This window comes from Salegentibacter chungangensis, assembly GCF_042678405.1.
In the GTDB taxonomy this organism is placed as follows: Bacteria; Bacteroidota; Bacteroidia; order Flavobacteriales; family Flavobacteriaceae; genus Salegentibacter_A; species Salegentibacter_A chungangensis.
Genome location: NZ_JBHTLI010000001.1, coordinates 1,444,566 through 1,469,716, shown reverse-complemented (window position 1 = coordinate 1,469,716; position 25,151 = coordinate 1,444,566). Strand labels below are relative to the sequence as shown.

Annotated in this window: 23 protein-coding genes; 6 read left to right on the top strand and 17 right to left on the bottom strand. The window is 43.4% G+C overall.

Annotation, left to right across the window (positions count from 1 at the left end):
• Positions 1–3: 3 nt before the first annotated feature.
• Positions 4–729 carry an SIMPL domain-containing protein gene (locus ACFQ3Q_RS06640; protein ID WP_380744142.1) on the top strand — a complete coding sequence of 242 codons (726 nt, stop codon included), beginning with the start codon at positions 4–6 and terminating at the stop codon, positions 727–729.
• Between the two features lie 5 nt (positions 730–734).
• Here the strand turns inward: ACFQ3Q_RS06640 and ACFQ3Q_RS06635 are convergent, their stop codons facing one another.
• The 3 genes from ACFQ3Q_RS06635 to bshC all read right to left on the bottom strand — a co-directional run bounded on the left by ACFQ3Q_RS06635 (position 735) and on the right by bshC (position 4,349).
• Positions 735–1,184: a YybH family protein gene (locus ACFQ3Q_RS06635; protein ID WP_380744140.1), complete on the bottom strand. Its 450-nt coding sequence runs from the start codon at positions 1,182–1,184 to the stop codon at positions 735–737.
• Between the two features lie 176 nt (positions 1,185–1,360).
• Entirely contained in the window at positions 1,361–2,725 is a 1,365-nt protein-coding gene (locus tag ACFQ3Q_RS06630) for a pyridoxal phosphate-dependent decarboxylase family protein (protein WP_380745599.1), read from the bottom strand.
• Positions 2,726–2,732: 7 nt separating this feature from the next.
• A complete protein-coding gene (gene bshC, locus ACFQ3Q_RS06625) occupies positions 2,733–4,349 on the bottom strand; it encodes a bacillithiol biosynthesis cysteine-adding enzyme BshC (protein WP_380744138.1) in 1,617 nt (538 codons plus the stop codon).
• A 115-nt stretch (positions 4,350–4,464) separates the two neighbouring features.
• On the opposite strand from bshC, the gene ACFQ3Q_RS06620 reads away from it, so the two are divergent.
• The 4 genes from ACFQ3Q_RS06620 to ACFQ3Q_RS06605 all read left to right on the top strand — a co-directional run bounded on the left by ACFQ3Q_RS06620 (position 4,465) and on the right by ACFQ3Q_RS06605 (position 12,337).
• The gene (locus tag ACFQ3Q_RS06620; protein WP_380744136.1) at positions 4,465–6,972 is read left to right on the top strand and encodes a M14 family metallopeptidase; all 2,508 of its coding nucleotides are present in this window, start codon (positions 4,465–4,467) and stop codon (positions 6,970–6,972) included.
• Position 6,973: 1 nt separating this feature from the next.
• Positions 6,974–9,793 carry a M16 family metallopeptidase gene (locus ACFQ3Q_RS06615; protein ID WP_380744135.1) on the top strand — a complete coding sequence of 940 codons (2,820 nt, stop codon included), beginning with the start codon at positions 6,974–6,976 and terminating at the stop codon, positions 9,791–9,793.
• Between the two features lie 155 nt (positions 9,794–9,948).
• Positions 9,949–11,250, top strand: a complete 1,302-nt coding sequence (locus ACFQ3Q_RS06610; RefSeq protein WP_380744133.1) for an erythromycin esterase family protein — start codon at positions 9,949–9,951, stop codon at positions 11,248–11,250.
• 28 nt (positions 11,251–11,278) lie between these two features.
• Positions 11,279–12,337 carry a class I fructose-bisphosphate aldolase gene (locus tag ACFQ3Q_RS06605; RefSeq protein ID WP_380744131.1) on the top strand — a complete coding sequence of 353 codons (1,059 nt, stop codon included), beginning with the start codon at positions 11,279–11,281 and terminating at the stop codon, positions 12,335–12,337.
• Here ACFQ3Q_RS06605 and rimO read toward each other — a convergent pair.
• Complete coding sequence (rimO, locus tag ACFQ3Q_RS06600) at positions 12,334–13,686, bottom strand: 30S ribosomal protein S12 methylthiotransferase RimO (RefSeq protein ID WP_380744129.1); 1,353 nt, start codon at positions 13,684–13,686, stop codon at positions 12,334–12,336. The genes ACFQ3Q_RS06605 and rimO overlap by 4 nt on opposite strands.
• A gap of 177 nt (positions 13,687–13,863) precedes the next feature.
• On the opposite strand from rimO, the gene ACFQ3Q_RS06595 reads away from it, so the two are divergent.
• Complete coding sequence (locus ACFQ3Q_RS06595) at positions 13,864–14,997, top strand: DmpA family aminopeptidase (RefSeq protein WP_380744127.1); 1,134 nt, start codon at positions 13,864–13,866, stop codon at positions 14,995–14,997.
• A gap of 2 nt (positions 14,998–14,999) precedes the next feature.
• On the opposite strand, the gene ACFQ3Q_RS06590 is transcribed toward ACFQ3Q_RS06595, so the two are convergent.
• From ACFQ3Q_RS06590 to recR, 13 genes are all read right to left on the bottom strand, one after another.
• Complete coding sequence (locus ACFQ3Q_RS06590) at positions 15,000–15,875, bottom strand: aminotransferase class IV (protein ID WP_380744125.1); 876 nt, start codon at positions 15,873–15,875, stop codon at positions 15,000–15,002.
• Between the two features lie 5 nt (positions 15,876–15,880).
• Positions 15,881–16,156: a hypothetical protein gene (locus tag ACFQ3Q_RS06585; RefSeq protein ID WP_380744123.1), complete on the bottom strand. Its 276-nt coding sequence runs from the start codon at positions 16,154–16,156 to the stop codon at positions 15,881–15,883.
• Position 16,157: 1 nt separating this feature from the next.
• The gene (locus ACFQ3Q_RS06580) at positions 16,158–17,774 is read right to left on the bottom strand and encodes an amidase family protein (protein ID WP_380744121.1); all 1,617 of its coding nucleotides are present in this window, start codon (positions 17,772–17,774) and stop codon (positions 16,158–16,160) included.
• A gap of 24 nt (positions 17,775–17,798) precedes the next feature.
• Complete coding sequence (gene ftsY / locus ACFQ3Q_RS06575) at positions 17,799–18,749, bottom strand: signal recognition particle-docking protein FtsY (protein ID WP_380744119.1); 951 nt, start codon at positions 18,747–18,749, stop codon at positions 17,799–17,801.
• A 138-nt stretch (positions 18,750–18,887) separates the two neighbouring features.
• Entirely contained in the window at positions 18,888–19,040 is a 153-nt protein-coding gene (locus tag ACFQ3Q_RS06570) for a DUF4295 domain-containing protein (protein ID WP_380744117.1), read from the bottom strand.
• 7 nt (positions 19,041–19,047) lie between these two features.
• Positions 19,048–19,230: a 50S ribosomal protein L33 gene (rpmG, locus tag ACFQ3Q_RS06565; protein ID WP_380744115.1), complete on the bottom strand. Its 183-nt coding sequence runs from the start codon at positions 19,228–19,230 to the stop codon at positions 19,048–19,050.
• Positions 19,231–19,254: 24 nt separating this feature from the next.
• Positions 19,255–19,494 carry a 50S ribosomal protein L28 gene (gene rpmB, locus ACFQ3Q_RS06560; protein WP_380744114.1) on the bottom strand — a complete coding sequence of 80 codons (240 nt, stop codon included), beginning with the start codon at positions 19,492–19,494 and terminating at the stop codon, positions 19,255–19,257.
• A gap of 317 nt (positions 19,495–19,811) precedes the next feature.
• Positions 19,812–21,074 carry a competence/damage-inducible protein A gene (locus ACFQ3Q_RS06555; protein ID WP_380744112.1) on the bottom strand — a complete coding sequence of 421 codons (1,263 nt, stop codon included), beginning with the start codon at positions 21,072–21,074 and terminating at the stop codon, positions 19,812–19,814.
• Positions 21,071–21,412 carry an Hpt domain-containing protein gene (locus ACFQ3Q_RS06550; protein WP_380744110.1) on the bottom strand — a complete coding sequence of 114 codons (342 nt, stop codon included), beginning with the start codon at positions 21,410–21,412 and terminating at the stop codon, positions 21,071–21,073. Before ACFQ3Q_RS06550 ends, ACFQ3Q_RS06555 begins: the two co-directional genes overlap by 4 nt.
• Before the next feature lies 1 nt (position 21,413).
• Positions 21,414–22,028, bottom strand: coding sequence for a fumarylacetoacetate hydrolase family protein (locus ACFQ3Q_RS06545; protein ID WP_380744107.1), 615 nt, complete (start codon positions 22,026–22,028; stop codon positions 21,414–21,416).
• A 23-nt stretch (positions 22,029–22,051) separates the two neighbouring features.
• The gene (locus ACFQ3Q_RS06540; RefSeq protein WP_380744106.1) at positions 22,052–22,828 is read right to left on the bottom strand and encodes an exonuclease domain-containing protein; all 777 of its coding nucleotides are present in this window, start codon (positions 22,826–22,828) and stop codon (positions 22,052–22,054) included.
• A 149-nt stretch (positions 22,829–22,977) separates the two neighbouring features.
• Entirely contained in the window at positions 22,978–24,306 is a 1,329-nt protein-coding gene (locus ACFQ3Q_RS06535) for a dihydrolipoamide acetyltransferase family protein (RefSeq protein WP_380744104.1), read from the bottom strand.
• Positions 24,307–24,523: 217 nt separating this feature from the next.
• Positions 24,524–25,141: a recombination mediator RecR gene (gene recR, locus ACFQ3Q_RS06530; protein ID WP_380744102.1), complete on the bottom strand. Its 618-nt coding sequence runs from the start codon at positions 25,139–25,141 to the stop codon at positions 24,524–24,526.
• Positions 25,142–25,151: the final 10 nt, after the last annotated feature.

Below are 25,151 nucleotides of genomic sequence, written 5' to 3'. Positions count from 1 at the left end.
AAAATGAAATTTATAAGCGCCATTATTTTTTCCCTGGCCATCATCTTTGCGGCCTATTTTCTGGGCACCTCCTATGTGAACCGTGCCAATCCCGATGGGGTTATTTCGGTAACCGGTTCGGGCAGCGAAAATTTCACCTCAGACCTTATTGTCTGGGAAGGCCGTTTCAGCCGGGTGAGCCCAGACCTGGAACAGGCTTATAAAGAACTGGACCGGGATAAGGAAACGGTAAGAAAATACCTTACCGATAAAGGCATAAAACCGGAGAATTTCGTCTTCAATTCGGTACAGACCAATGAACAACGGGAAAACCAATACCAGAACGGGAATTATGTAGGCAGCATATTTAAAGCCTATGAACTTGTTCAAAGCATAAAGATTGAATCCACAGATGTAGAGCTGATAGAGCAGGTTTCAAGAGAGATCACCGAATTACTGAATAAAGGGGTACAGTTCAACTCTACTCCTCCCAGGTATTACTATACCAAGCTGGCCGACCTGAAGATCGAAATGATCTCCAAGGCTACCGAAGATGCAAGACTTAGAGCTGAAAAGATAGCCGAAAACAGCGGCGGCAGTCTTGGTGACCTGAAAAGCGCCAATATGGGCGTTTTCCAGATCACCGGTCAGAATAGCGGCGAAGATTATAGCTGGAGCGGGGTATACAACACCGCCGATAAAAGAAAAACCGCATCTATTACGATGCGGCTTGAATATGAAATTGATTAGGGTTTCTATTTATGTTGTGAAGGAGCTACCGAAGAACTCACCACGTCTCTGATGATCTTCCATTCGTCCCCGCTTTTTTTCCATAAAGTGGAGTAATACCCGTGATCTACTTTTTGACCATCGGGACTATGTATCTCATAGCTTCCATATTCGGTAGCATAATCTCCGCCTACAAAGACATCTTCAACATCTATCATCAGCTTCATTCCCTGCTCTGCCATAGGCCTGTGAGCTTCAATAATTGCCATTCGGCCTTCTAAAGGCGCATTCCCGGAAAGATGAAGCATTGCATCTTCAGCAAAATACATCCCAAAACCTTCAGCATCCCCATTCGCCATTGCTGTTGTCATCGTTTTGCCGTTTTCCTTTATAATCTCTTCAACCGAAGAGTTCTGGGCATACATTCCTGCCCCTAAAAATGTAAAGAACATTAATACACTTAAAAATCTTTTCATAATGATTGGTTTATAGTTAATTGATTTAAAGTGAATATAATAAACAAAATTTAAGTCTCTGATATTAAGAAGATTATATACCAAAAACTTCGATAAACGACAGCAACCTAAAATATACACATAAAAAAAGCCCCGCAGGCAAAACCGGCGAGGCTTAAATATCGGTTTGATTTTACCTACTGGAGGGTATCAAGGATCATATCGATATCCTTCTCTGTGGTATCAGGATTTATAAAGCAGAACCTGATAACGGTTTCCTTTTTCCAGGTGGTTGGCGTAACCAGGGCAAAACCTTCATTATGGTTCTTATAGGTCCAGTCACGATATCGCTCAGGCGACCAGCCTTTTCTTCGGAAAAGCACCACTGAAAGACTTGCCGGTCTTACCAGTTCCAGGTCTTTTCTTTCTTCCACCTTCTTGGCTGCGATCTGGGCGAGTTCGATACCGCGTTCAATAGCCTGCTTATATTTATTGGTTCCGTGCATCGCCAGAGAAAACCAAAGCGGTAATCCGCGAAGTCGCCTGGTAAGCTGGATCTGATAATCGGCAGGGTTAAAACCCTGTGCTCCTTCGTCCTTAAAGATCTCAAGATAGGCACCTTTTTGGGAATGTGCATTTCGGGCGTTTTCCATATTCTTATAGATAACAGCACCACAATCATAAGGTGAGAACAGCCATTTATGAGGATCTATGGTTATACTGTCTGCTCTTTCCACCCCATTGAACAGGTGCCTTACCGAATTTGCCGCCAGGGCTCCTCCTCCGTAGGCACAGTCTACGTGAAACCATACATTTTCCTTTTCACAAACATCGGCTATGGTATCCAGTTCATCTATAATTCCGGCGTTGGTGGTTCCTCCGGTAGCAACCACTGCGAAAAGCCGTTTTCTGTCCTTTTCCTCCAGCTCATGTATGGCATTCTGAAGTTCGCGACCGGTAAGGTTTTCCTCCTGGCAGTCTATCATTATCACATCGGCATCGATCACTTTCGCCATTGCCTGGATGGAACTGTGGGCTCCGTGTGAAGTAAGCAATAAAGCCTTTACTCCAACATTGTCTGAATTCCGGTTTCGCCATTCTTCCCTTGCAGCTACCATTGCCGAAAGGTTTGCGGCCGTCCCGCCACTGGTAAATACTCCAAAAGCTCCTTCGGGTAATTTTGTTAGTGAAACCAGCCATTTCATAGCCTGGTTCTCACAAAAGATCCCGCCGGCACCTTCCATCCAGTAAGCTCCGTGAATACTGGAAGCCGAGGTCACAAGGTCGAACATTATGGCGGCCCTGGTAGGTGCGGCCGGCACAAAGGCCAGGTGACGCGGATGATCAATGGGCACTGTTGCCTTAACCAATACATCCCGGAAAAGCTGAAAGGCGGTTTCTCCCCCAATTCCTTCAGGGGTTATGGTTTCCCCAACAATTCTTTTCAGATCTTCTTCCCGCTTAGGGGAACCAAGCTCAGGGGTCACATTAGAGATACGGTCTATGGTGTACTTCATAACGTCCAGCGTCATCTCCACCAGGTCCATATCTATGGTGTGCATTCTGTTTTTATCCTTTTCCAAAAGTCAAAATTTTAAAGTTCGCTTCTAAAGGGTTTAGGTTTTCTATAAGTTCAGGGATCAGTTGATCTCCGTATTCCGCATAAATTTCTGAAAAATTTGTCCGCCTTTCCTGAAGTCCGTGATTAGGGAACAACTCATTCTGAAGCTCTGCGATTCTTGAAACTTCATCTTCCAGCTTTCTCTTTTGCGCCTTAAGCAGCCTGTGCTCCAGTTTCTCAAGCCCTTTCAATTGCTTAACCTCCTGGGCTTTCACCGCCCCCAAAAAAGATTTATCGGTTTGCTCCGCCAGCTTATACATCTCCTGAAATTGCTCCACCAGATGTTGTTTCTGCGGACTGAAGTCTATGTCGATATTCGATATTTTCCGAACCTTCCTGTTAATGAGCTCGTGCTGCTTCAGGAACAGTTCTTTAAGCTTTATATTTAGTCTCTTTCTTTTCCCGTCGATCTTCTCCGACTGGATCAAGGCTGAGTTCCTTAAAAGCAGTATTGGAAAAGGTACATTTTCAGCTTCAAAATAATCTTTAAGTTCCAACCAGTAGGCCAGCTCCCCTCCTCCACCTATATAACAGAGGTTAGGCAAGACCACTTCCTGGTATAACGGACGCATCATTACATTTGGACTGAAACGTTCAGGATGATCTTCCAGCTCCTTCAGGATTTCATCTTTTGTAAACCTTATTTCGGTATCGTTAACGAAATATTCGCCATCCTTTTCTATAATTCGTTCACGCAGACCATTATTCAGATAAAACAAATTGATCTCTCTCGGGTTCACCTGTACATTATATCCCAGATCATTCAAAGCATTCGCCTTTTCCAGGGTGTTTTTGTGCGAGATCTGTTCCGTAAGCTCATTCTTTGCAAAGGGAATAAACTCTTTCTTAAGTTCTTTGTTCTGAGCATCCAGAATTACAAGCCCGTATTCCTTAAAAAGCTCGTTAGCCAGGTAGCGGGTGGCATCGGTAAGGTTTTCGTGTTTCAGGTAGGCATTTTCAAAAAGCTCCTTTAAACGATCGGCATCTTTCCCGCCCCCAATTTCAGCTGAAAAAAGCTTAAACACCTCATCAAGACCATCGGTAGAAAGGTTCCCAACCGCATCTTTCCCTGCATTATCATTCGCCTTATTCCATTTGAATTTCTTGCCGTTAAGGTTAAAGAAATTGATCTCCTCAAAATCGTGATCCTCAGTGGCCATCCAGTATACGGGCACAAAATTATAGTCCGGATATTCCTTTTTCAAGATAAAAGTCAGATTGATCGTGGAAACGATCTTGTAAAGAAAATATAGCGGACCGGTGAACAGGTTAAGTTGATGGCCCGTTACTACCGTAAAAGTATTATTTTCTGCCAGGGCTTCAATATTCCCTGAAACCTCCCCGGTGATCTCCAGGTCCTTATACTGCTCCCTTAAAACTTTCACCAGCACCTCCCTGTGTTCCTTAGAAAATGCAGCTTTCTTTTCCCCGATCTGAGCTTTAAAATTGGAGAGTTCCGGGAAACGATGATAGAAGGCTTTCAGCTCATCTTTCTGAGCCAGGTAATCCAGAATAAGATTTGAAAAATAATTGGTTTCGGAATACGAAATACAATCGGTTGGCATAGGATATTTTTGAAAACGTAAAGATACCGAAGTTAAATTTTTTATCAGCTAAATTTTAGTTAATTCGGTGGTGAGTACTATCTTTACTAAGCTATTCGAAAATCAAACTTCATAAATGAACCAAAAACTACTCTTTTTCGTCCTTAGTATTTTAACATTTCATACGGGCCTGGCCCAGGAAATTAAGTCTCCGCCTGAATTTTTAGGCTATGAACCGGGTGAGCAATTCACCCGCCACGCCAATGTTGTTAATTACTTTGAACACGTAGCAGAAAACTCCAGTCTTGTAAACTATCATACCTACGGAAAGACCAATGAAGGCAGGCCACTCACCTATGCGGTGGTCTCTTCGGAAGCCAATCTAAAAAATCTTGAAAGCATAAGGAGGAACCATCTATCCTCAACCGGAATTGCAAAAGAAAACAATGGTACTTCAGATAAAGCCGTTGTCTGGCTTAGTTATAACGTGCACGGAAATGAAGCTTCCAGTACCGAAGCTGCGATGAAAACCCTGTATCATCTGATCACCGAAAAACAGGAGTGGCTGGAAAATACCGTGGTCATCATAGACCCCTGTGTGAATCCTGACGGAAGGGACCGATACGTGAACTGGTACAACCAGGTAAAGACCGAACCTTACAGTGTTGGTCAGGCAGCTGCCGAGCATCACGAACCCTGGCCCGGAGGCCGTCCCAATCATTACCTGTTCGATCTTAACCGTGACTGGGCCTGGGCCACTCAGGTGGAAACCCGTGAGCGCTTAAAGGTCTACAACCAATGGATGCCGCATATTCACGTAGATTTTCACGAGCAGGGCATCAATGAACCCTATTATTTTGCTCCTGCGGCAGAACCTTTCCACGAGATCATCACTCCTTTCCAGAAAGAGTTTCAAACCAGGATCGGGAAAAATCACGCTAAATATTTTGACAAGGAAGGCTGGCTTTATTTCACAAAGGAACGCTTTGACCTTCTTTACCCGAGTTACGGGGACACCTACCCCACCTATATGGGAGCTATCGGGATGACCTATGAACAGGCCGGTCACGGACGTTCAGGTCTGGGTATAAAAACAGACGAAGGCCATGTTCTAACTCTAAAAGACCGGGTGGAGCATCATTTCACCACCGGGATCTCGACGGTTGAAGTTGCCTCTGAAAATTCGGAAGAACTCATCGAAGGATTCAGCAGTTATTTCGGAAAAAAAGATTTTGATTATAAAAGCTATGCTTTATCCGGCAATGAAGATAAACTGAATGCAGTAAAGGAACTGCTCAACAAACACGAGATAAAATACAGCCAGGCGAAACCCGGAAAAATAAGAGGTTATAATTACAGGGATGCGGGACCCGGAGCCTTTGAAGTAAATAACGGCAGTCTCGTGGTAAGTACAGACCAGCCAAAGGGCCGAATGGTAAAAGTGCTATTTGAACCGGAGACCAAACTAACCGATTCCCTTACTTATGACATCACTGCCTGGAGTGTGCCCTATGCCTACGGCCTCGATGCAGTAGCCAGCGAATCTGCCATACCGGGAATACCCGCATCAAATACACCAGAAGTTAAAAACACACCTAATCCCACGGGAGCAGGTTATATTGCTAAATGGAACTCTATGCAGGATGCCCGTTTTCTGGCAGACCTTTTGAAGAATGATATTAAGGTGAGGTATACCGAAATTGCTTTTGAAAGCAACGGTGAAACATTCGAACCCGGAAGCCTTATCATCACTAAAAGTGACAACAAAAGCACTGAAAATTTCGACCAAAAAGTGACAAATCTTGCCGATAAACACCAAAGAGAATTGCTGGCTGCAGAATCTGGATTTGCGGGTAGCGGGCCTGATTTCGGTTCCCCCGAGATCAAGCTCATCAATCCGCCAAAAACAGGCCTTTTAAAAGGGGAAGGCGTTTCTTCCCTTAATTTCGGAGAAACCTGGCACTTTTTCGAGCAACAACTCAACTATCCTGTGACCCCAATTAGCACCGATTATTTTAAGGACATCAGCCTGCATCAGTTCGACATTCTGGTGATGCCTTCGGGAAGCTACTCCTCTCTTTTTGATGAAGAATTAAAAGCAAAGCTCAAAGACTGGATCTCGAGTGGAGGAAAACTGATCGCTATTGGAGAAGCAGTTGAAAAATTCGCCGGGAAAGAAGGGTTCAGCCTGAAGAAGAATAAAGCGGAGACCTCCAAAGATTCCACCGCAACGAATAATCTTGTTCCTTACGCAAAAAGGGAACGCGAAAGCATTAAAGATCTTATTACCGGGAGTATCATTAAAACACAGGTGGATAATACTCACCCGATGGCCTTTGGCTACGAAGACACTTATTTTAGCCTGAAACTCAGCAATGACTCGTATTCTTTTCTCGACAAGGGTTACAATGTAGCTTACATCAAAACTCCGGAAGTAGTATCAGGTTTTGCGGGCAGTGATGCTGTTAAAAAACTGAAGAATTCCCTGGTTTTCGGGGAAGAAAGAATTGGAGAAGGCAGCCTTATCTATTTTGTAGATAATCCGTTATTCAGGTCATTCTGGGAAAATGGAAAGCTCTTCTTTGTGAATTCGGTTTTCCTTGTTAACAATAATAGTTATAGTCCTTACACTTCAAGCAATTAAGATGAAAGCAATAAAATTCTTTTTAATCCTGCTGTTGGTATCGCAAGGTTCTGCAATACAGGCACAGGAACAAAACACCGATTTCAATGTAGATTTTGAAAGCTTCACCCTGGAAAACGGGCTTAATGTTATTTTTCATACAGACAGGTCTGATCCGGTTGTGGCAGTGGCATTAACCGCTCACGTAGGCTCATCGCGCGAAAAAGAGGGCCGCACAGGATTTGCCCATTTATTTGAACACCTGCTTTTTCTGGAATCTGAAAACCTTGGAAAAGGAGGACTTGACGAAATGAGCGCCCGCATAGGCGGTTCCGGAGCTAACGGATCTACCAGCCGCGATCGCACCAATTACTTCCAGACGGTACCCAAGGATGCCCTGGAGAAAATGATATGGGCGGAGGCCGACAAGCTGGGATTTTTTATCAACACGGTTACGGAGCCTGTGCTGGCAAAGGAAAAACAGGTGGTGAAGAATGAGAAACGTCAAAGCTACGATAATCAGCCATACGGGCACACGATGTATGTGATAGATAAGAATCTGTATCCTGAAGACCACCCTTATCACTGGCAGGTGATCGGTTCCCTTGAAGACCTGCAGAATGCTACGCTCCAGGACGTAAAGGATTTTTACAACAAATGGTATGTTCCAAACAATGTTACGCTCACCATAGCCGGAGATTTCGACAAGGAACAGGCCAGGGAATGGGTGCATAAATATTTTGACGAGATCCCTTCAGGAGAAGAGATCAAAAGACAGGAGAAGCAGCTGGTGAAACTGGATGAATCAAAGAAGCTTTATTACGAAGATAACTTCGCGAAGCTTCCCGAGCTTACAATGGCCTGGCCAAGCGTCTATTTTTATCACCAGGATTATTATGCGCTTGAAGTGCTTGCCAAGTACCTTTCTGAAGGCAAAAACGCGCCCCTGTACCAGAAACTGGTCAAGGAAAAACAATTGACCGACCGGGTACAGATGTACAACTACGCTTCAGAACTTGCCGGAGAACTTCTGTTACAGGTAAGAGCCTATGACGGCACAGACCTGGATAAGGTAAAAGCGGCCATAGAGGAAACTTTTTCAGAATTTGAAAAAACGGGGATCCCGGAAAAAGATTTAAAAAGGATAAAAGCAGGACAGGAAAGTGCCTTTTACAACAGTATTTCAAGTGTGCTTGGTAAAGGCTTCCAGTTAGCCCAATACCAGATCTTTGCTAACGATCCCAACTACATCAATAAAGATGTGAATAAGATACTGGAAGTAACCAGCAGGGATGTGATGCAGGCTTATAATAAATACATAAAAGGAGGAAACTATGTAATGACCAGTTTTGTTCCGAAAGGACAGACCGAACTGGCTGTTGAGAATTCCAAACCCGCTGAAGTTACCGAGGAAAAGATCGTTGAAGATTCTGAAAAGGAATTCGACTTCAAGGATTCTCAGTACGAAAAAACGCCCTCGAGTTTTGACCGAAGTACAGAACCTCCATACAGCAGCTTGCCGGAGCCGGTGATCCCTGAGATCTGGGGAACCAATCTGCCATCTGGCCTGAAAGTTTACGGAATTACGAATAATGAGGTGCCTTTGGTGAAATTCAGTTTCGAGATCAAAGGTGGATTAATGCTCGAAAAGCCGGAAAATGCAGGGGTATCTAATTTATTGGCCAACCTGATGACCAGGGGAACGGCCACAAAAACTCCAAAGGAACTCGAAGAAGCCATTGAGCTTTTAGGCGCTGAAATAGAGGTGGAAGCCGGAGATGAAAAGATAAGTATCAACGGCAGCACTCTCGCCAAGAATTATGACAAAACCCTTGAACTTGTAAAGGAAATACTCCTGGAACCACGCTGGGATGAAGAGGAGTTCAAACTTGTGAAACAACAGGTACTAAGCAAATTAAGGCAACAGGAAGCTGATCCTAACAGCATTGCGAACAACCAATTCAGGAAACTGATATATGGAGAAAATAACATCCTTTCCTATAACAATCTTGGTACGAAAAGCAGCGTGCAAAATTTAAAGTTGCAGGACCTTAAGGATTATTACAATGAACATCTTTCACCTCTTTCCACTAAGTTTTTGGTGGTAGGGGCTATTGAAAAGGATAAAGCCACGGCAGCCCTTAAAGACCTTTCGGCCAGCTGGCCTCCAAAAATGGTGAAATTCCCCGATCTGCCCGAGCCTAAGAACCCGCAAAAAGCAAGGCTCTATTTCTATGATCTTCCCGGCGCCAAACAGTCGGTTTTCAGGTTCGGAAATCTGGCGCTGGCAGCAACCGATGAAGATTTCTATCCTGCAGAAGTTATGAATTACCGTCTTGGCGGCGGCGGATTTGCTTCGCAACTCCTTCAGCAGCTACGGGAAGAAAAAGGTTACACATACGGAGTTAGGTCGAAATTCTCCGGGGGAAATGAAACCGGGCCTTTCCTGATCTCTACGGCAGTAAGAAGCAATGTGACCTATGATGCCGCAAAACTTATCAGAGATATACTTCAGGATTATTCTGAAAATTACGATCAAGAAGACCTGGATGTGACCCAGAGCTATATGATAAAAAGCAACACCAGGAAATTTGAGACCTTAAAAGCCAAACTCGATATGCTTAGTGACATCAGCAATTATAACCTTGACCGAGATTTTGTCAAACAAAGAGAAGAGCTGGTGAGAAATCTGACGGTTATGGATATCCAGGAGCTGGCTGATAAATATATTTCTCCTGACAAAATGATCTATGTGATCGTGGGAGATGCTGAAACGCAACTGGAGAAACTTGAAGAACTGGAGCTGGGAGAACCCATACTTCTAAACAAGGAACAGGAATAGACTTGGTAATCTTTAGCCGGGAGATCCCGGCCCATGTAAGTTTCGACCTATTAGTAAATTTTTATCATTTTCTTAGTTCTTTTTATCAAAGCAACTCTCGCTTTAAACATATAAATTACTTATTTTAAGACGGTTAACCACTAACTAACTTAAAGATGGCATTTTATAATCCGGCAGAAGAGGTAGATCCCAAATGTTTCCACCCTTTAGAAAACACTTCAGATCTCGACCCCTTGCTGGAAAGGATTGGAGATGCACATTATGTCTTTCTTGGGGAAGCAAGCCACGGCACGCACGAATACTACACCTGGAGGGCCCGGATATCCAAAAGGCTGATCGAAGAGAAAGGCTTTTCGTTTATCGCCGTAGAAGGCGACTGGCCCGATTGTTATAAGATCAACGAATGGGTAAAAGGTTACATCAACCAGGACCGTAAGATAGAAGATATTCTGAAGGAATTTGATCGCTGGCCAACCTGGATGTGGGCCAATTGGGAAATTGCTGCTCTCGCCACCTGGCTTAGAGATCATAATCATAATCATAATTTACCGAAACAAAAGAGAGTTGGATTCTACGGGCTTGATATTTACAGCCTTTGGGAGTCTATAGAGATCATTATAAACTACCTGGAAAAGGAGGATCCTAAAACGGCAAAAATTGCCAAAGAAGCACTCGCCTGTCTTGAACCTTACAAGGAGAGGCAATTCACCTCTGTTTTCAGCTCTGCCCGGCCTGGCTGTGAAAAGGAAGTGGTCAAATTGCTTAGGACGGTCAGGGAAAAAGCTTCGCAATATGATTCTCACGAGGAGGCCGGCCTTAATGCAGAACTCAATACCCTGGTAATGGCCAATGCCGAAAAATACTATAAAGCCACTTCAGGCTTCGGGGACGATTCCTGGAACATCAGAGACAGGCATATGATGGAAAGCCTGAACACCCTTATGAAACATCACGGCCCGGAGGCGAAGGTGATCGTATGGGGGCATAACACCCATATTGGAGATGCCCGGGCTACGGATATGGCTTTAGGCGACCTCATAAACATTGGACAGCTGGCCAGGGAACAACACTCACGTGATGAAGTAGTGCTTGTGGGCTTCGGCTCTTATAAGGGCTCGGTGATTGCCGGAAGAAGTTGGGGTGCACCTATGCAGGAGATGGAACTGCCGGAAGCCATAGCAGGAAGCCTGGAATATAACCTGCACCAGGTAGAACCGGCTGACAAACTTTTAATTTTTGAAGAAGAAGATCTTTTTGAAGCCTTTGAGGAGAAAATGGGGCACAGAGCTGTTGGTGTAGTGTATGACCCGGCCTACGAACGGGGCAATTACGTGCCCTCCCGGGTATCAGAAAGGTATGATGCCTTTGTTTTTATAGACGAAACCAGAGGGCTGCATCCGTTAAAAATTAAGCCTAACTGGGATCTTTTACCCGAAACCTATCCCTTTGGGATCTAATAATACTAACCGAAAAAACTCTAATATTATGAAAGACCAGACCAATATTTCAGAAATACTGGGTGATGATGCAGAATATTACCTTAATTATGAATGCAAGAAGATTCCTAAAAACAGGATAAAAAATGCAGCTGAAGGTACCGTAGAAAGTTTTATTGACAGCAACCGCAATCCGCAGGTGCTAAGAAGCCTGGCCCAGCTTTATAACCACGGGAACCTTGGCGGCACGGGCTACATTAACATCCTTCCCATAGACCAGGGGATTGAACATTCCGCGGCCTTTTCCTTTTATAAGAACCAGGATTACTTTGACCCTGAAAATATCGTGAAATTAGCCCTTGCGGCCGGTAGTAACGGGGTGGCCTCCACCTTTGGGGTGCTTGCAAGGCATTCAAGGAAATACGCCTATAAAGTGCCTTTTATCGTAAAGCTGAATCATAACGAACTCCTTACCTATCCCAACAAATATGACCAGATCCTGTTCGGATCGGTTCGGGAAGCCTGGAATCTCGGAGCCATTGCCGTGGGGGCCACCATTTATTTCGGCTCTAAAGAAAGTAACAGGCAGTTACAGGAAATTGCGGCTGCCTTTGAAGAAGCCCATCAGCTGGGGATGGCCACGATCTTATGGTGCTATACCAGGAACAGCGAATTCAAAACCGAAAAAGAAGATTTCCACAGTGCGGCCGACCTTACGGGACAGGCCAACCACCTTGGGGTGACCATCCAGGCAGATATCATTAAGCAGAAATTACCGGAAACCAATTTCGGCTTCAGGGAGATAGGCTTCGGAAAGTATAACGATGAAATGTATGAAAGCCTTACAACAGATCATCCTATCGATCTTTGCCGGTTACAGGTAGCCAATTGCTATATGGGTAAAATAGGCCTGATCAATTCCGGAGGAGGCTCCAAAGGAGAATCCGATTATAAGGAAGCAGTAAGAACAGCCGTTATAAACAAACGCGCAGGAGGCTGCGGGCTTATTATGGGCAGAAAAGCTTTCCAGCGACCATTAAAAGAAGGTGTGAAGATCCTTGAAAGCGTGCAAAGTGTTTATCTCGACAAGAGCATCACTTTAGCCTAAACGGAGCGGACTTTAATTTCCTTTCTTTTCGGTTTTTCAGCAGTTACGTTAAGTGGCTCGGCAAACAGGTCAAAATCGGCGGCATCGGTAACCTTTACCTCGTAATATTCTCCTGTTTTCAGGTATACTGAAGTAGCATCTATCATCACTTCATTGTCCACATCGGGAGAATCGAATTCGGTACGGCCAATAAAGTAGTTCCCTTCTTTGCGGTCTATGACCACTCTAAAGGTCTGCCCGATCTTTTCCTGGTTCAGCTCCCAGGAGATCTGGGACTGGATTTCCATAATCTCGTTGGCACGATCCTGCTTCACTTCCTGAGGCACATCGTCCTCGAGATTATAAGCGTGAGTATTCTCTTCGTGAGAATAGGTAAAGCATCCCAGACGTTCAAAACGCATTTCCTTCACCCACTCTTTGAGTTCCTGAAAATGCTCTTCGGTCTCCCCGGGATAGCCTACAATAAGCGTCGTCCTGATGGCCATTTCCGGGACCCTGTTTCTGAATTCCTTCAGGAGCTTGGTCGTCTTTTCGTGGGTGGTCCCGCGACGCATAGATTTTAATAGATCGTCTGAAATATGCTGAAGCGGAATATCAAGGTAGTTACAGATCTTAGGCTCTCGCTTCATCACATCAAGCACATCCATAGGAAATCCTGTAGGGAATGCGTAGTGCAGACGAATCCACTCTATTCCTTCAACCTGCACAAGATTCTCAAGTAATTCGGCAAGGTTGCGTTTTTTATAAAGATCAAGCCCGTAATAAGTAAGGTCCTGCGCAATAAGTATCAGTTCTTTTACCCCGTTGGCAGCAAGATTCTTTGCTTCCTGCACCAGGTTTTCTATGGGGGTGGATTTATGACCTCCACGCATTAAAGGAATAGCACAAAACGAGCAAGGCCTGTCACAACCTTCAGCGATCTTAAGAAAAGCATAGTTCTTTGGAGTGGTAGTAAGTCTTTCCCCAAGAAGTTCGTGTTTATAATCGGCTTCAAGAGCCTTAAGCAATCCTGGTAATTCTGTAGTTCCAAAATACTGGTCTACATTAGGGATCTCCTTTTGCAGGTCCGGTTTATACCGCTCGCTCAAACATCCCGTCACAAAAACCTTGTCCACTTCGCCCTGCTCCTTTCTTTCAACGAATTCAAGAATGGTGTTCACCGATTGTTCCTTCGCATTATCAATAAAACCACAGGTATTGATCACCACTATGTTTCCGTCCTCTTCGTGAACAACATCCTTTTTATTGGCCTTCAGCTGCCCCATCAGCACCTCACTGTCATACACGTTCTTGCTACACCCAAGGGTTACCACATTAATCTTATTCTTCTTTCTCGACTTCGTTCTCATAGTATGCAATCTTAATTTTCGCCTTTTCTGCTACAGAAGAAAAATCATTTCCGGATTAGGCGGGTGCAAAGATACAATCTAAAATTAGAATTACAGGAGCTTAGACCATAAGCTTTTAAGACCGGCATAAATCTAAAATACAGATTTTGTATCTTGAAATGCTGAAATTTAACATCAATGAAAAACCTACTCCTCTGCCTGACTGCAGGCTTACTATTATTTTCTTCCCTAAACGCCCAACAGCGAGCCCGCGATCTGGATATCAAAATCGGTGTTATTCCTACAGGCAAAAAGAACGCGATCACAGACGTTGCAGGAGTTAAAGTGGGGCATACCACTTTGGTGAAAGGTGATTCGGTGCGAACCGGGGTGACCGCCATACTTCCCCACGGCGGAAATATCTTTCAGCAGAAAGTTCCGGCTGCCGTGTATGTTGGAAATGGGTTTGGAAAACTTGCCGGAACCACACAGGTAGAAGAACTCGGAAATATTGAAACTCCCATTATCCTCACCAATACTCTTGATGTGGCCACCGGGATGAATGCCGTTATTCAGTATAGCCTGGGGCTTGAAGGAAATGAAGAGGTACACTCGGTGAATGCCGTGGTTGGTGAAACCAATGATGGTTACCTTAATGATATCAGGGGGCAGCACGTTCAAATACCGGATGTGATCTCTGCCATTGAAAAGGCTGCTGAAGATAATACCGAAGAAGGAAACATTGGTGCCGGCACCGGTACCGTGGCTTTCGGTTTTAAAGGCGGAATAGGCACCTCCTCCCGAAAACTCCCGGAAAGCCTTGGCGGATACACTATTGGAGTGATGGTACAAAGCAATTTTGGAGGAAACCTGCAAATAGACGGAGCACCCATAGGAGAGGAACTCGGGCGGTATCCCTTTAACGATAAACTAATGCAAAGCGCCGATGGCTCCTGTATGATCGTTGTGGCTACCAATGCACCGCTGGACAGCAGGAACCTGAAGAGACTCGCAAAACGTGCTTTTATGGGGCTCGCTAAAACCGGAGGCATAGCCTCCAACGGCAGCGGGGATTACGTGATCGCCTTTTCCACCGCGGAAGAGAACCGGATCCCCTATGAGATCAAATCTGAAATATTAGAAACTAAAAATGTTCCTAACAGGCTAATGTCACCCATTTTTATGGCTGCTATAGAAGCTACCGAAGAAGCCATCCTGAATTCCCTGTTTATGGCCGAAACCTCTACAGGCTTTCAGGGGCACACAATAAAGGCTATCCCAATGGAAAAAGTCCTTCCTGTTTTAAGGAAATACCAAGTGATCCCTGAATAAGTCTACAAATTCCTTGTTTTTGCTACAAAAGCTTCCTGGAGCTTTCGGGTTACCGGGCCAATCTCAGGCTGAGCATAGATGGTTTTTCCTTCGGAAATCATCTCGCTGACCGCCATAACCTGGGTGGTAGTCCCGGTAAGAAATACTTCATCAACACTTTCCAGTTCTGAAACAGGAAATGCCTGTTCCTTAACAGGAATATTCAATTCCCTGCAAAGCTCTATAACCACCTTTCGGGTAATCCCGGAAAGGATCTGAGGACCTTCGGGATGAGTATAAGCTATGCCATTCCTGATAAAAAAGATAGTGGAATGGGAACCTTCGGTAAAATAACCGTCGCGGGTCAGAAGATTTTCATCCAGGCCTAAACGATGTGATTCTGAGTTGGATTTGATATTGGCCAAAAGCGAGGTCGATTTAATATCACATCGATGCCAGCGAAGATCTTCAGAAACCAGAACCCGCCATTGCTTATGTTGAAATCCCTCCAGCTTAACCGGAAACGCATACATCAGAAAGGTGGGTTTTACATCCTCCGGAAAATAATGAGTTCTTGGAGCCACTCCCCGACTAACCTGCATATATACGGCAGCATCTTTTTGGGACAAACCGGCACGGGAAACCGCTTCAAGCTTCAAAGCCTTCAGCGAAGAAGTATCAAAATCTATCATTATTTCATTAAGGCAATACTCCAATCGTGCCAGATGGTCCTCGAGCCGAAAAGGCTTTCCTTCATAAAACGGGGTCACCTCATAAAGCCCGTCTCCAAGCATAAACCCGCGATCGAAAACAGATATTTTGGCCTGATCGTAAGGCATCCATTCGCCGTTGAAATAAACTTCAGACGGATATGATCTTGTGCTATTCTTTTGAGCCATCTTCCTTAATTGAAATATTGATGCAGGGCTACCATCCAGTCCTTTTCAAAATACCGCACCAGACTTATTACGATCACTCCCGCAATTACATAAGCCCAGTGATATTTATCAGTTTTCATCATATAGCCGCCAATTAAAGCAAATAGCAGGTATGGCAACATAAGGATAAGATTAGGTTCCGGCCAGGCTCCTTTAAAAACAGCTATGAGCTTCATTATGACATAGAAAATACTATAGAAAAAAATGATCTTGGAGATCAAAACAAGATTCCTGTGAGACATATTAATCGGTATATTTTTCTGGTGGTTTACGATATTTGGTGGACATTTCAAAAATGTAAGCCCACTGCAATAATTCGGTTTCCATAAAAGGCCTTGCGATAAATGTAATACCCTTAGGAGCATTATTTTCGCTAAAGCCCATCGGAACGGTTATCGCCGGGTACTTGGCTACAGCTGCAAAACCCGCGTGTTTGTTATTAACAGATAAAATGGCATCCAGATTGTATTTCTTCATTGGCACATCAAAGAACTTTCTTCCGTTTGTTTTAAGGGTGTCCTTGATAGCCGCAAATTCTTCTGCAGTTGCAGTATCCTGCACAATCCCCTCAAAAAGAGCCTGCCCGTATGGAGCCCTGTTTTCCTTATCCTGATAATTATAGAGCAACACATCTTTTACCGAATTTACAGGAACATCTCCGGCATAATTCTTAAAATAGGCCGGCAGATCCTTTTTCATATCCAGGTTCAGCAACCTGAGAAAATTAGGAAGCTGAATTTCTTCAGCCTGAAATTCTATGATTTCGGCCCCGGCTTTCCTTAGGTCGGATACAGCCCGGGAGTATACGGAATCTTTCATCAATCCCTTAATCGCTCCAAAACGTTTTCCCTTGAGAGAAGTTCCTTTAAGCTTCTTCAGCTTTTTCTGATAATCCGTTATGGCCTTGGGATTAGCTTTCGTTGAATTATCTAAAGAATCTCTTCCGCTCATCGCGGAAAGAAGGATGGCATTATCTATCACCGATCTCGTGATGGGTCCCGGAGTATCCAGTGTGCCCGAAATCGGGATAATACCTCCCCGGCTTAGTACTCCTATTGTGGGTTTCAGCCCCACCACCGAATTCTGGCTTGCAGGAGACAATATAGACCCCGATGTCTCGGAACCTACAGCAACCGGCGCAAGATTGGCCGCAACTGCAACTGCACTGCCTGAACTCGAGCCTCCCGTATCCAGTATCTTCCTGCCATACGGATTTAAGGTTTGTCCGCCCATAGCCGAATATCCACTAGGACAATCGCCACAAAAGAAATAAGCCCATTCACTTAAGTTGGCTTTTCCCAGGATAAGCGCTCCATTCTCTTTAAGTCTTTTGGTGATATATGCGTCTGAAGTCTGATTGTTTTTCAAAACTTCTGCCCCTGCGGTAGTAGGAACAGATTCTGTATTGATATTGTCTTTGAGCAGGACCGGAATACCATAGATAGAATTCCTTGAAACGGATTTCTTCCTGAGTTGGTCCTTTTTTCTTGCTTCAGCAAGAATTTCAGGATTAACCGAAATAACCGAATTGAGAGAAAGCTTATTCTCCCTGTCAAATTTCCTGATGCGATACAGGTAATATAGTGCCAGTTCCTCGTAAGTGAACTTCGAGTTTTTTACGGCTTTCTGTATCTCGGGAATATCTTTTTCGAAGATATAAGGCGCAACTTCAGAATATCGGCTTTTACCGAAGTTATCCAGCTCCCTGTCAAAGGGAGCCCATAAAGAATCTACATTGATAAACCTGGAATCGAGTACTTTGTACTCCTTTTCCTTAATGCTGTCCTTCTCCTTTTCTGTTTTATTCTGGGCATTGAGAATTCCTGCTGTGAGGAAAAGAAAAAAGAGAAACCTGTGCATAGGGATGTATTTTCCCCTAATCTACTACTTAAAGAAAGAATCTACAAACTCGTATTTGTTGAAAACCTGCAGATCTTCAACCCCTTCTCCCACTCCAATGTATTTAACCGGAATTTTGAACTGATCACTGATCCCAATCACCACACCTCCTTTTGCAGTTCCGTCGAGTTTGGTCACAGCCAGGGAGGTCACCTCTGTGGCTGCAGTAAACTGTTTGGCCTGTTCAAAGGCGTTCTGTCCGGTAGAACCGTCAAGTACCAACAGCACTTCGTGAGGTGCATCTGGCACGACCTTCTGCATCACGCGCTTTACCTTAGAAAGCTCGTTCATCAGGTTTACCTTGTTATGAAGTCTCCCTGCCGTATCGATCAAAACCACATCGGCGTTATTCTTTACTGCACTTTGTACAGCATCATATGCCACGGAAGCGGGATCACTTCCCATTTTTTGTTTAATGATAGGCACATCGGTCCTGTCTGCCCAGATCTGAAGCTGATCTATAGCTGCTGCCCTGAAGGTATCGGCAGCACCAAGCATTACATTCTTTCCGGCTTTTTTGAACTGGTGAGCAAGCTTACCAATTGTAGTGGTCTTCCCTACACCATTCACCCCAACCACCATAATCACATGAGGTTTATTATTGGGCACATAGAAGTCTGTTTCTTCGCCGGTATTGGTTTCCGCCATTAGAGCGGCGATTTCTTCCCGAAGGATCTCATTAAGCTCTGCTGTACCAAGATATTTATCGCGTGCAACGCGCTCTTCTATCCTGTTTATGATCTTGATGGTGGTAGCAACACCTACATCACTACTTACAAGCACATCTTCCAAATCGTCTAAAACCTCATCATCTACTTTAGACTTTCCGGCAACAGCCTTACTCATTTTGGAAAGGAAGGTGGTCTTAGACTTTTCAAGGCCTTTATCCAGGGTTTCCTTCTTCTCTTTGGAAAATATTTTTTTAAATAAACTCATTTTTTGGCAGGTTTAAAATCTAAAAAATTCCGGGGATGATGTTCCCGAAATGCGAATGTAAATATAAACAAAAAGAAAAAGCCGTCCCGATAAGATCCGGACGGCTTTACATATATTCTTAATAACGAATATCTTCGATTACTTTTTCTTCAAATAGTCGTTCACGTCTTCCGGAGCCATAATTGCTTCAACAAAAGTATAGGCACCAGATTTTTCAGATTTAACCATTTTTATCGCTTTGGTCAATCTTTTGGACCCTGTCTGTATAGATGCTACTGATTTCTTTGCCATGACTCAATTATTTTATCTCTTTATGAACCGTCATTTTCTTAAGGATCGGGTTAAATTTCTTTAACTCCAATCTGTCCGGTGTATTCTTTTTATTCTTAGTAGTAATGTATCTTGAAGTTCCCGGTTTTCCGGTTCCTTTATGTTCTGTACACTCTAGTATAACCTGTACCCTGTTACCTTTCTTTGCCATAGTGTTTTGTTTTAATGCTTAGGATTATTTTTTCAAGAATCCTTTTTCCCTTGCTTCTTTGATTACAGCAGAGATGCCTTTTTTATTAATATCTTTAAGTGCTGAAGTGGAAACTTTTAAAGTGATCCATTTATCTTCTTCAGGAATGAAAAAGCGCTTTTTCACCAAATTGGCATTAAATTTACGCTTGGTCTTATTCATTGCGTGAGAAACATTGTTCCCGACCATCGCTCTTTTTCCCGTAAGTTCACAAACTCTTGACATTGCTCTATTCTTTATCTCGTTATTTCAAAACAGGCTGCAAATTAACGATTTTTTTACCTAATTACCAACATCAATTTTAAAAATATTTTCAGTGTTTCGAAATATTTTCAGGAAAGCTAGAGTTGGAATTAAAATCGTTGTATTTAAAGGGCTAGCCTGTGCAAAAGTAATCATAATCCTGCAATCCGAAAACCGGAAAGCAAATAAAATTCCTCTACAGTCTTTATGTTCAATTTAAAGGAAACAACCAGAAGAAGCTTTTAGCAGAAGAACAGAGCTTAAAATTTATGAAAACCAGGCAAATACAACCGGGAAATTTATCCGGCCTTTTCTGAATTTTTAAATACTTCTTCCAGGAGAAGTTCCATACTTTTATTCACGGCTTTTCCAATCACCTTTTCCCTATGATTCCCCAATACAAATTTTTTGGAATAGACCCCGGCTGGTGTGGCAATACCAATAAATACCGTTCCTATCTCTTCCTCACTATCTCCCTTAGTAGGGCCTGCATTTCCGGTGGTAGAGATCGCAAAATCAGTCTTAAAAATGCGTTTAACATTCCGAGCCATAGCTTCGGCCACCTGGCTGCTCACAACACTGTGCTTTTGTATTAATTTTTCAGGGATCTCAAGAACATCCTGCTTCACACTGGTAGCGTAACTAACCACAGTTCCTTTGTAATAATTGGATGCCCCCGGAGGACTGGCAAGTAAACTCCCGATTCGTCCTCCGGTAAAACTTTCGGCAGTAGCCAAGCTTCTTCCTTCAGAAGCCAGCAAATGTCCTATTTGAACTTCGATAGAGTTCTCATCTTCATAGCCCACAATTATTTCTCCTATTATGGAGTGAAGGCTCGTCACAAGTTTATTTATGGTATCCTCGAGCTGTTCGAGGTTTGTCCCCCTGCCGGTAAGCCTTAACCTTACTTTGCCAAGATTAGGCAAATAGGCAAGCTTTATATAATCAGGAAGGTTTTCTTCCCAGAACTCCAGTTTTTCTGCCAGAGAACTTTCACCCATTCCATAAGTAATAACGGTCTTATGTACGATAAAAGGTCTTTTGAAGCTTTCCTGAAGTTTTGGCAACACCTGCTCCTCCATTAAAGCCTTCATCTCAAAAGGAACTCCCGGTAAAGAAACGTAAACTTTACCTTCCTTTTCAAACCACATTCCCGCCGCGGTTCCGTACCTGTTAAAAAGCACATCTGCACTAGCAGGTAAAAATGCCTGCTGGCGGTTAAGCTCTGAAAAAGGAGTGTCTATATATTTTTCGAAAAGTAATTTTATATGAGACAGCACCTCTTCGTTTAGCACCAGTTCATCATCGAAATACTCGCAAAGACAGTCTTTGGTAAGGTCATCTTTGGTAGGCCCCAATCCACCCGTAATTATAACCACATCGGCTCTTTGATGGGCCGCCTCCAATGTTGAAAGAATATGATTTCTTTCATCTTCCACAGCGGTTATCTGATGTACCGCAATTCCTATTTTATCCAGCTCTTTGGCTATAAAAGACGAATTAGTGTCTACAATCTGACCGATCAGGATCTCGTCTCCAACGGTTATTATCTCGGCTGTCATTCTATCTCAAAATCACGTTTAAGGGCTATACTTGCAACATTCACTTTTTTAGTAATGGTTGCAGCGGCACCCGGCACTTCTTTCCCATTCTTATTAGCCTTGGACCAGGTTTCTATCACCTTTATCTCATCCATAAGTTCTAAACCAAACAACTGAAGATTCGGTTTCATTTTGTGGGCGTACTGATAGGCAAGCGTGGAATTTCCGTTCGAGATCGCTTCATTCATCGCCTCAACATCAGGCGGGATCTCTTCCAGAAAGGTCTGGACAACCACTTTCATAAAATCGTCATCGCCTCCTGCCATTTCTTTTACTTCCTCTAAATTGTAGCTGCTCATGTTATTTTATTTGGATAGAAAAAATTTGTTGTTCCTCAATAAAGCCGGTCAACCTGTCATTTGCTGCTACTTTCCCTACTCCCGCGGGAGTACCGGTAAAAATAATATCCCCAATTTTAAGGGTAAAGAAAGAAGAAATATAAGCAATTAATTCATCAATCTTCCATAACATAAAAGAGGTATTGCCTTTTTGCACGATCTCATCATTTTTCTGAAGGCTGAAATTCAAATCATTCAGGTCTTCTATAGATTTTTTATCGATCCATTTTCTACCCACTACGGCAGCGCCATCAAAGGCTTTTGCCTTCTCCCAGGGCAGACCTTTTTCCTTCAGTTTCTGCTGAAGGTCTCTGGCGGTAAAATCTACTCCCAAGCCAATCTCATCGTAATATTTATGAGCAAATTTCTCCTGAATATGCTTTCCCACCTTCTTGATCTTCACCAAAACCTCAACTTCGTGATGCACCTCTTCAGAAAAATCGGGAATAAAAAAGGGCTGTTTTTTTAATAAAACAGAAGTATCCGGTTTCATAAAGATTACCGGATCTTCAGGTTTTTCGTTCTTTAATTCTGAAATATGCTCTGTGTAATTTCGCCCTATACAGATGATCTTCATAAGTTCTTTAAGCCTTGAAAAAATTATTTCAGTTTAGTATTCAACTTTCTGAGTTTAATAGCGGTAAGCACTTTCTTGGTATATAACGGAAAGTCGGCATTCTGGATCCAGCCGAAGTAGCCCGGCTCCTCTTCGAGCACTTTTTCCACCAACTTGCCCTTGTACTTTCCAAAACCAAAAACTTCATTTCCCTTTTTATCAAAAACGATGAATCCGGCGAAATCGGCAAAGCGTTTCCTGGCGCTGTACTGTGCCAGCCACTTCATATCATTCTCCAGATCATTGTACTTATCCAGTTGTGATTTCAGCACTTCGTAAGTAGCATTAGTATCGGCTTCGGCGCTATGGGCGCCATCAAGGTCTTTCTCGCAATAAAATTTATAGGCTGCAGAAAGTGTTCTTTGTTCCTTTTTATGAAAAATGGTCTGTACATCTACAGCCACTACATTCTTCATATCAAAATCGATATCGGCGCGAAGAAGCTCCTCCACCAATAACGGAATATCGAACCTGTTCGAATTATAGCCTGCAAGGTCACAGCCTTTAATCATCTCATAAACCTTCTGGGATAAGTCTTTAAAGGTAGGCTCATTCGCCACTTTTTCGTTCGAAATTCCGTGAATTGCGATCACTTCAGCCGGAATGTCTCTCTCAGGATTCACCAGCCAGGTCTTGCTTTCCTTATTTCCGTTAGGGAATATTTTCAGAATAGATATTTCGACGATGCGGTCTTTCGCCAGGTTGGTCCCTGTTGCTTCCAGATCGAAAAAACATATAGGTTTAGTGAGGTTTAACTCCATAATTCACTTGGTTTTGGGCCTGTAAAGATACTATATTTTACGGCTTTGAGCATAAAAACAACGAAGCTTTAGACATTAGCAAAAAAGCCCGAAAATAAAAAAGCCGCAAACCCGATCCCGGATTTGCGGCTACTTTTAAATCTATACAATTATATTTCTCTATCCTTATCGAAGCCTTCAAGATACTGCGCAACACGCTGAACAAATTGTCCTCCAAGCGCTCCGTTCACCACACGATGATCGTAGCTGTGAGAAAGGAACATCTTATACCTGATACCTATAAAGTCTCCATCTGGGGTTTCAATTACCGCCGGCACTTTTCTTATGGCACCAAGAGCAAGAATACCTACCTGCGGCTGGTTGATAATAGGAGTTCCCATTATACTTCCAAAGGTACCCACGTTGGTCACGGTATAAGTACCTCCCTGAATATCATCGGGCTTAAGCTTGTTCTGTCTGGCACGGCTGGCAAGATCATTCACGGCCTTAGCCATTCCTACAATATTCAGCCTGTCAGCATTTCTGATCACGGGAACGATTAGGTTCCCGTCAGGAAGGGCTGCAGCCATTCCCAGGTTGATGTCTTTCTTCTTGATCACCTTGGTCGCATCTTCGTTTACCGAAATGTTGATCATTGGGAAATCACGAATTGCCTTGGCCACGGCTTCCATAAAGATCGGGGTAAAAGTAAGTTTCTCCCCTTCTCTTTTCTGGAATTCATCTTTATGTTTCTTTCTCCAGTTCCAGATATTGGTCACATCTACTTCAATAAAAGACTGTACGTGAGCTGAAGTCTGAACGCTATCTACCATGTGGTGAGCGATCATTTTGCCCATTCGGCTCATCTCTATGATCTCATCTTCACCAGATCTTACCGGCTCTTCTTTTTTGGCAACTGTTTTTTCAAGTTTACCTGTATCTATAGATTTTCCTTTTGGCTCAGTTCTGGTTTCCTGCTTAGGCTGCCCGTTCCTGTTCTCCACATAAGCCAGGATATCATTCTTAGTTACACGGCCGTCTTTTCCCGTACCGTCTATTTTCTCAAGCTCATCAAGACCTATACCCTCTTCTTTAGCAATGTTCTTCACAAGTGGAGAATAAAAGCGGGAAGCATCAGAATAATCCTGACCTGAGGCAGTTTCTTTAGCCGTTTCTACACTGGCTTCAACTTCCTCAGCAAATTCTTCCTCTTCAAGGGAATCATCTTCTATTGCCAGGTCATCAGATTCAACTTCCGAATCTGTTTCGATAATAGCGATGGTTTGACCTACCTGCACTACATCATCGGCTTCAAAAAGTTTTTCGACCAGTTTCCCGTCTACTTCACTTGGTACTTCACTATCTACCTTATCGGTTGCAATTTCCAATACAGGTTCATCAGCTTCAATAGTATCACCAACCTCTTTTAACCAACTTGTAATGGTCGCTTCAGCAACACTTTCGCCCATCTTGGGCAACTTAAGTTCAAACTTTGCCATATCTATAATCGAGAGCTATTTTTTGTTATTCTGTTTGCGAATTTAATGAAAATTCAGCTTAATCAATATTAAAAAATCAATAAAATTGAATTATAATGGATTTCTTATGGTTCAAAAACCAGGTTCGGATTCGCGTAAAAATACAATTTCGGAAGCTGAAAAGAAAGAGAAAGCAGCCTTTTTCAAAAAAGAGGTTTAATTAAGAGGCTCTATTCTGTCAGCTTTTCAGGGAGTTTTCAAATGGGATACGATTAGTGATACTTCGCCCCAGTGTAACCTCATCGGCATATTCCAGCTCATCTCCAACCGAAATTCCACGGGCGATCGTCGAAGTCCTGACCCCTGTTCCTTCAAGTTGCTTAAAAATATAAAAATTGGTGGTGTCCCCCTCCAGAGTACTGCTAAGGGCAAAAATGATCTCGTCTATCTTCCCTGCCTTCACCTTCTCTATTAAGGGCTGAATGGTAAGCTGTGAAGGCCCTACTCCGTCCATAGGGCTTATCTTTCCGCCTAGCACGTGGTACATTCCGCGATACTGACCCGTGTTTTCTATGGCCATCACATCACGAATATCCTCAACCACACAAACAATTTCTGAAGAACGGGAAGCATTAGCACAAATATCGCATAGCTCCGTATCACTTATATTAAAGCAATTTCTGCACAGCTTGATCTCGGTGCGCAATTTGGTAAGCGCACCGGCCAATTGCTCGGTCTGGCTTTCGGGCTGTTTTAAAAGATGTAAAACTAGCCTCAGAGCCGTCCGCTTTCCAATTCCCGGCAATTGAGACATTTCGTCAACCGCCTGTTCCAGAAGTTTCGAAGAAAAATCCATACTGCGAATT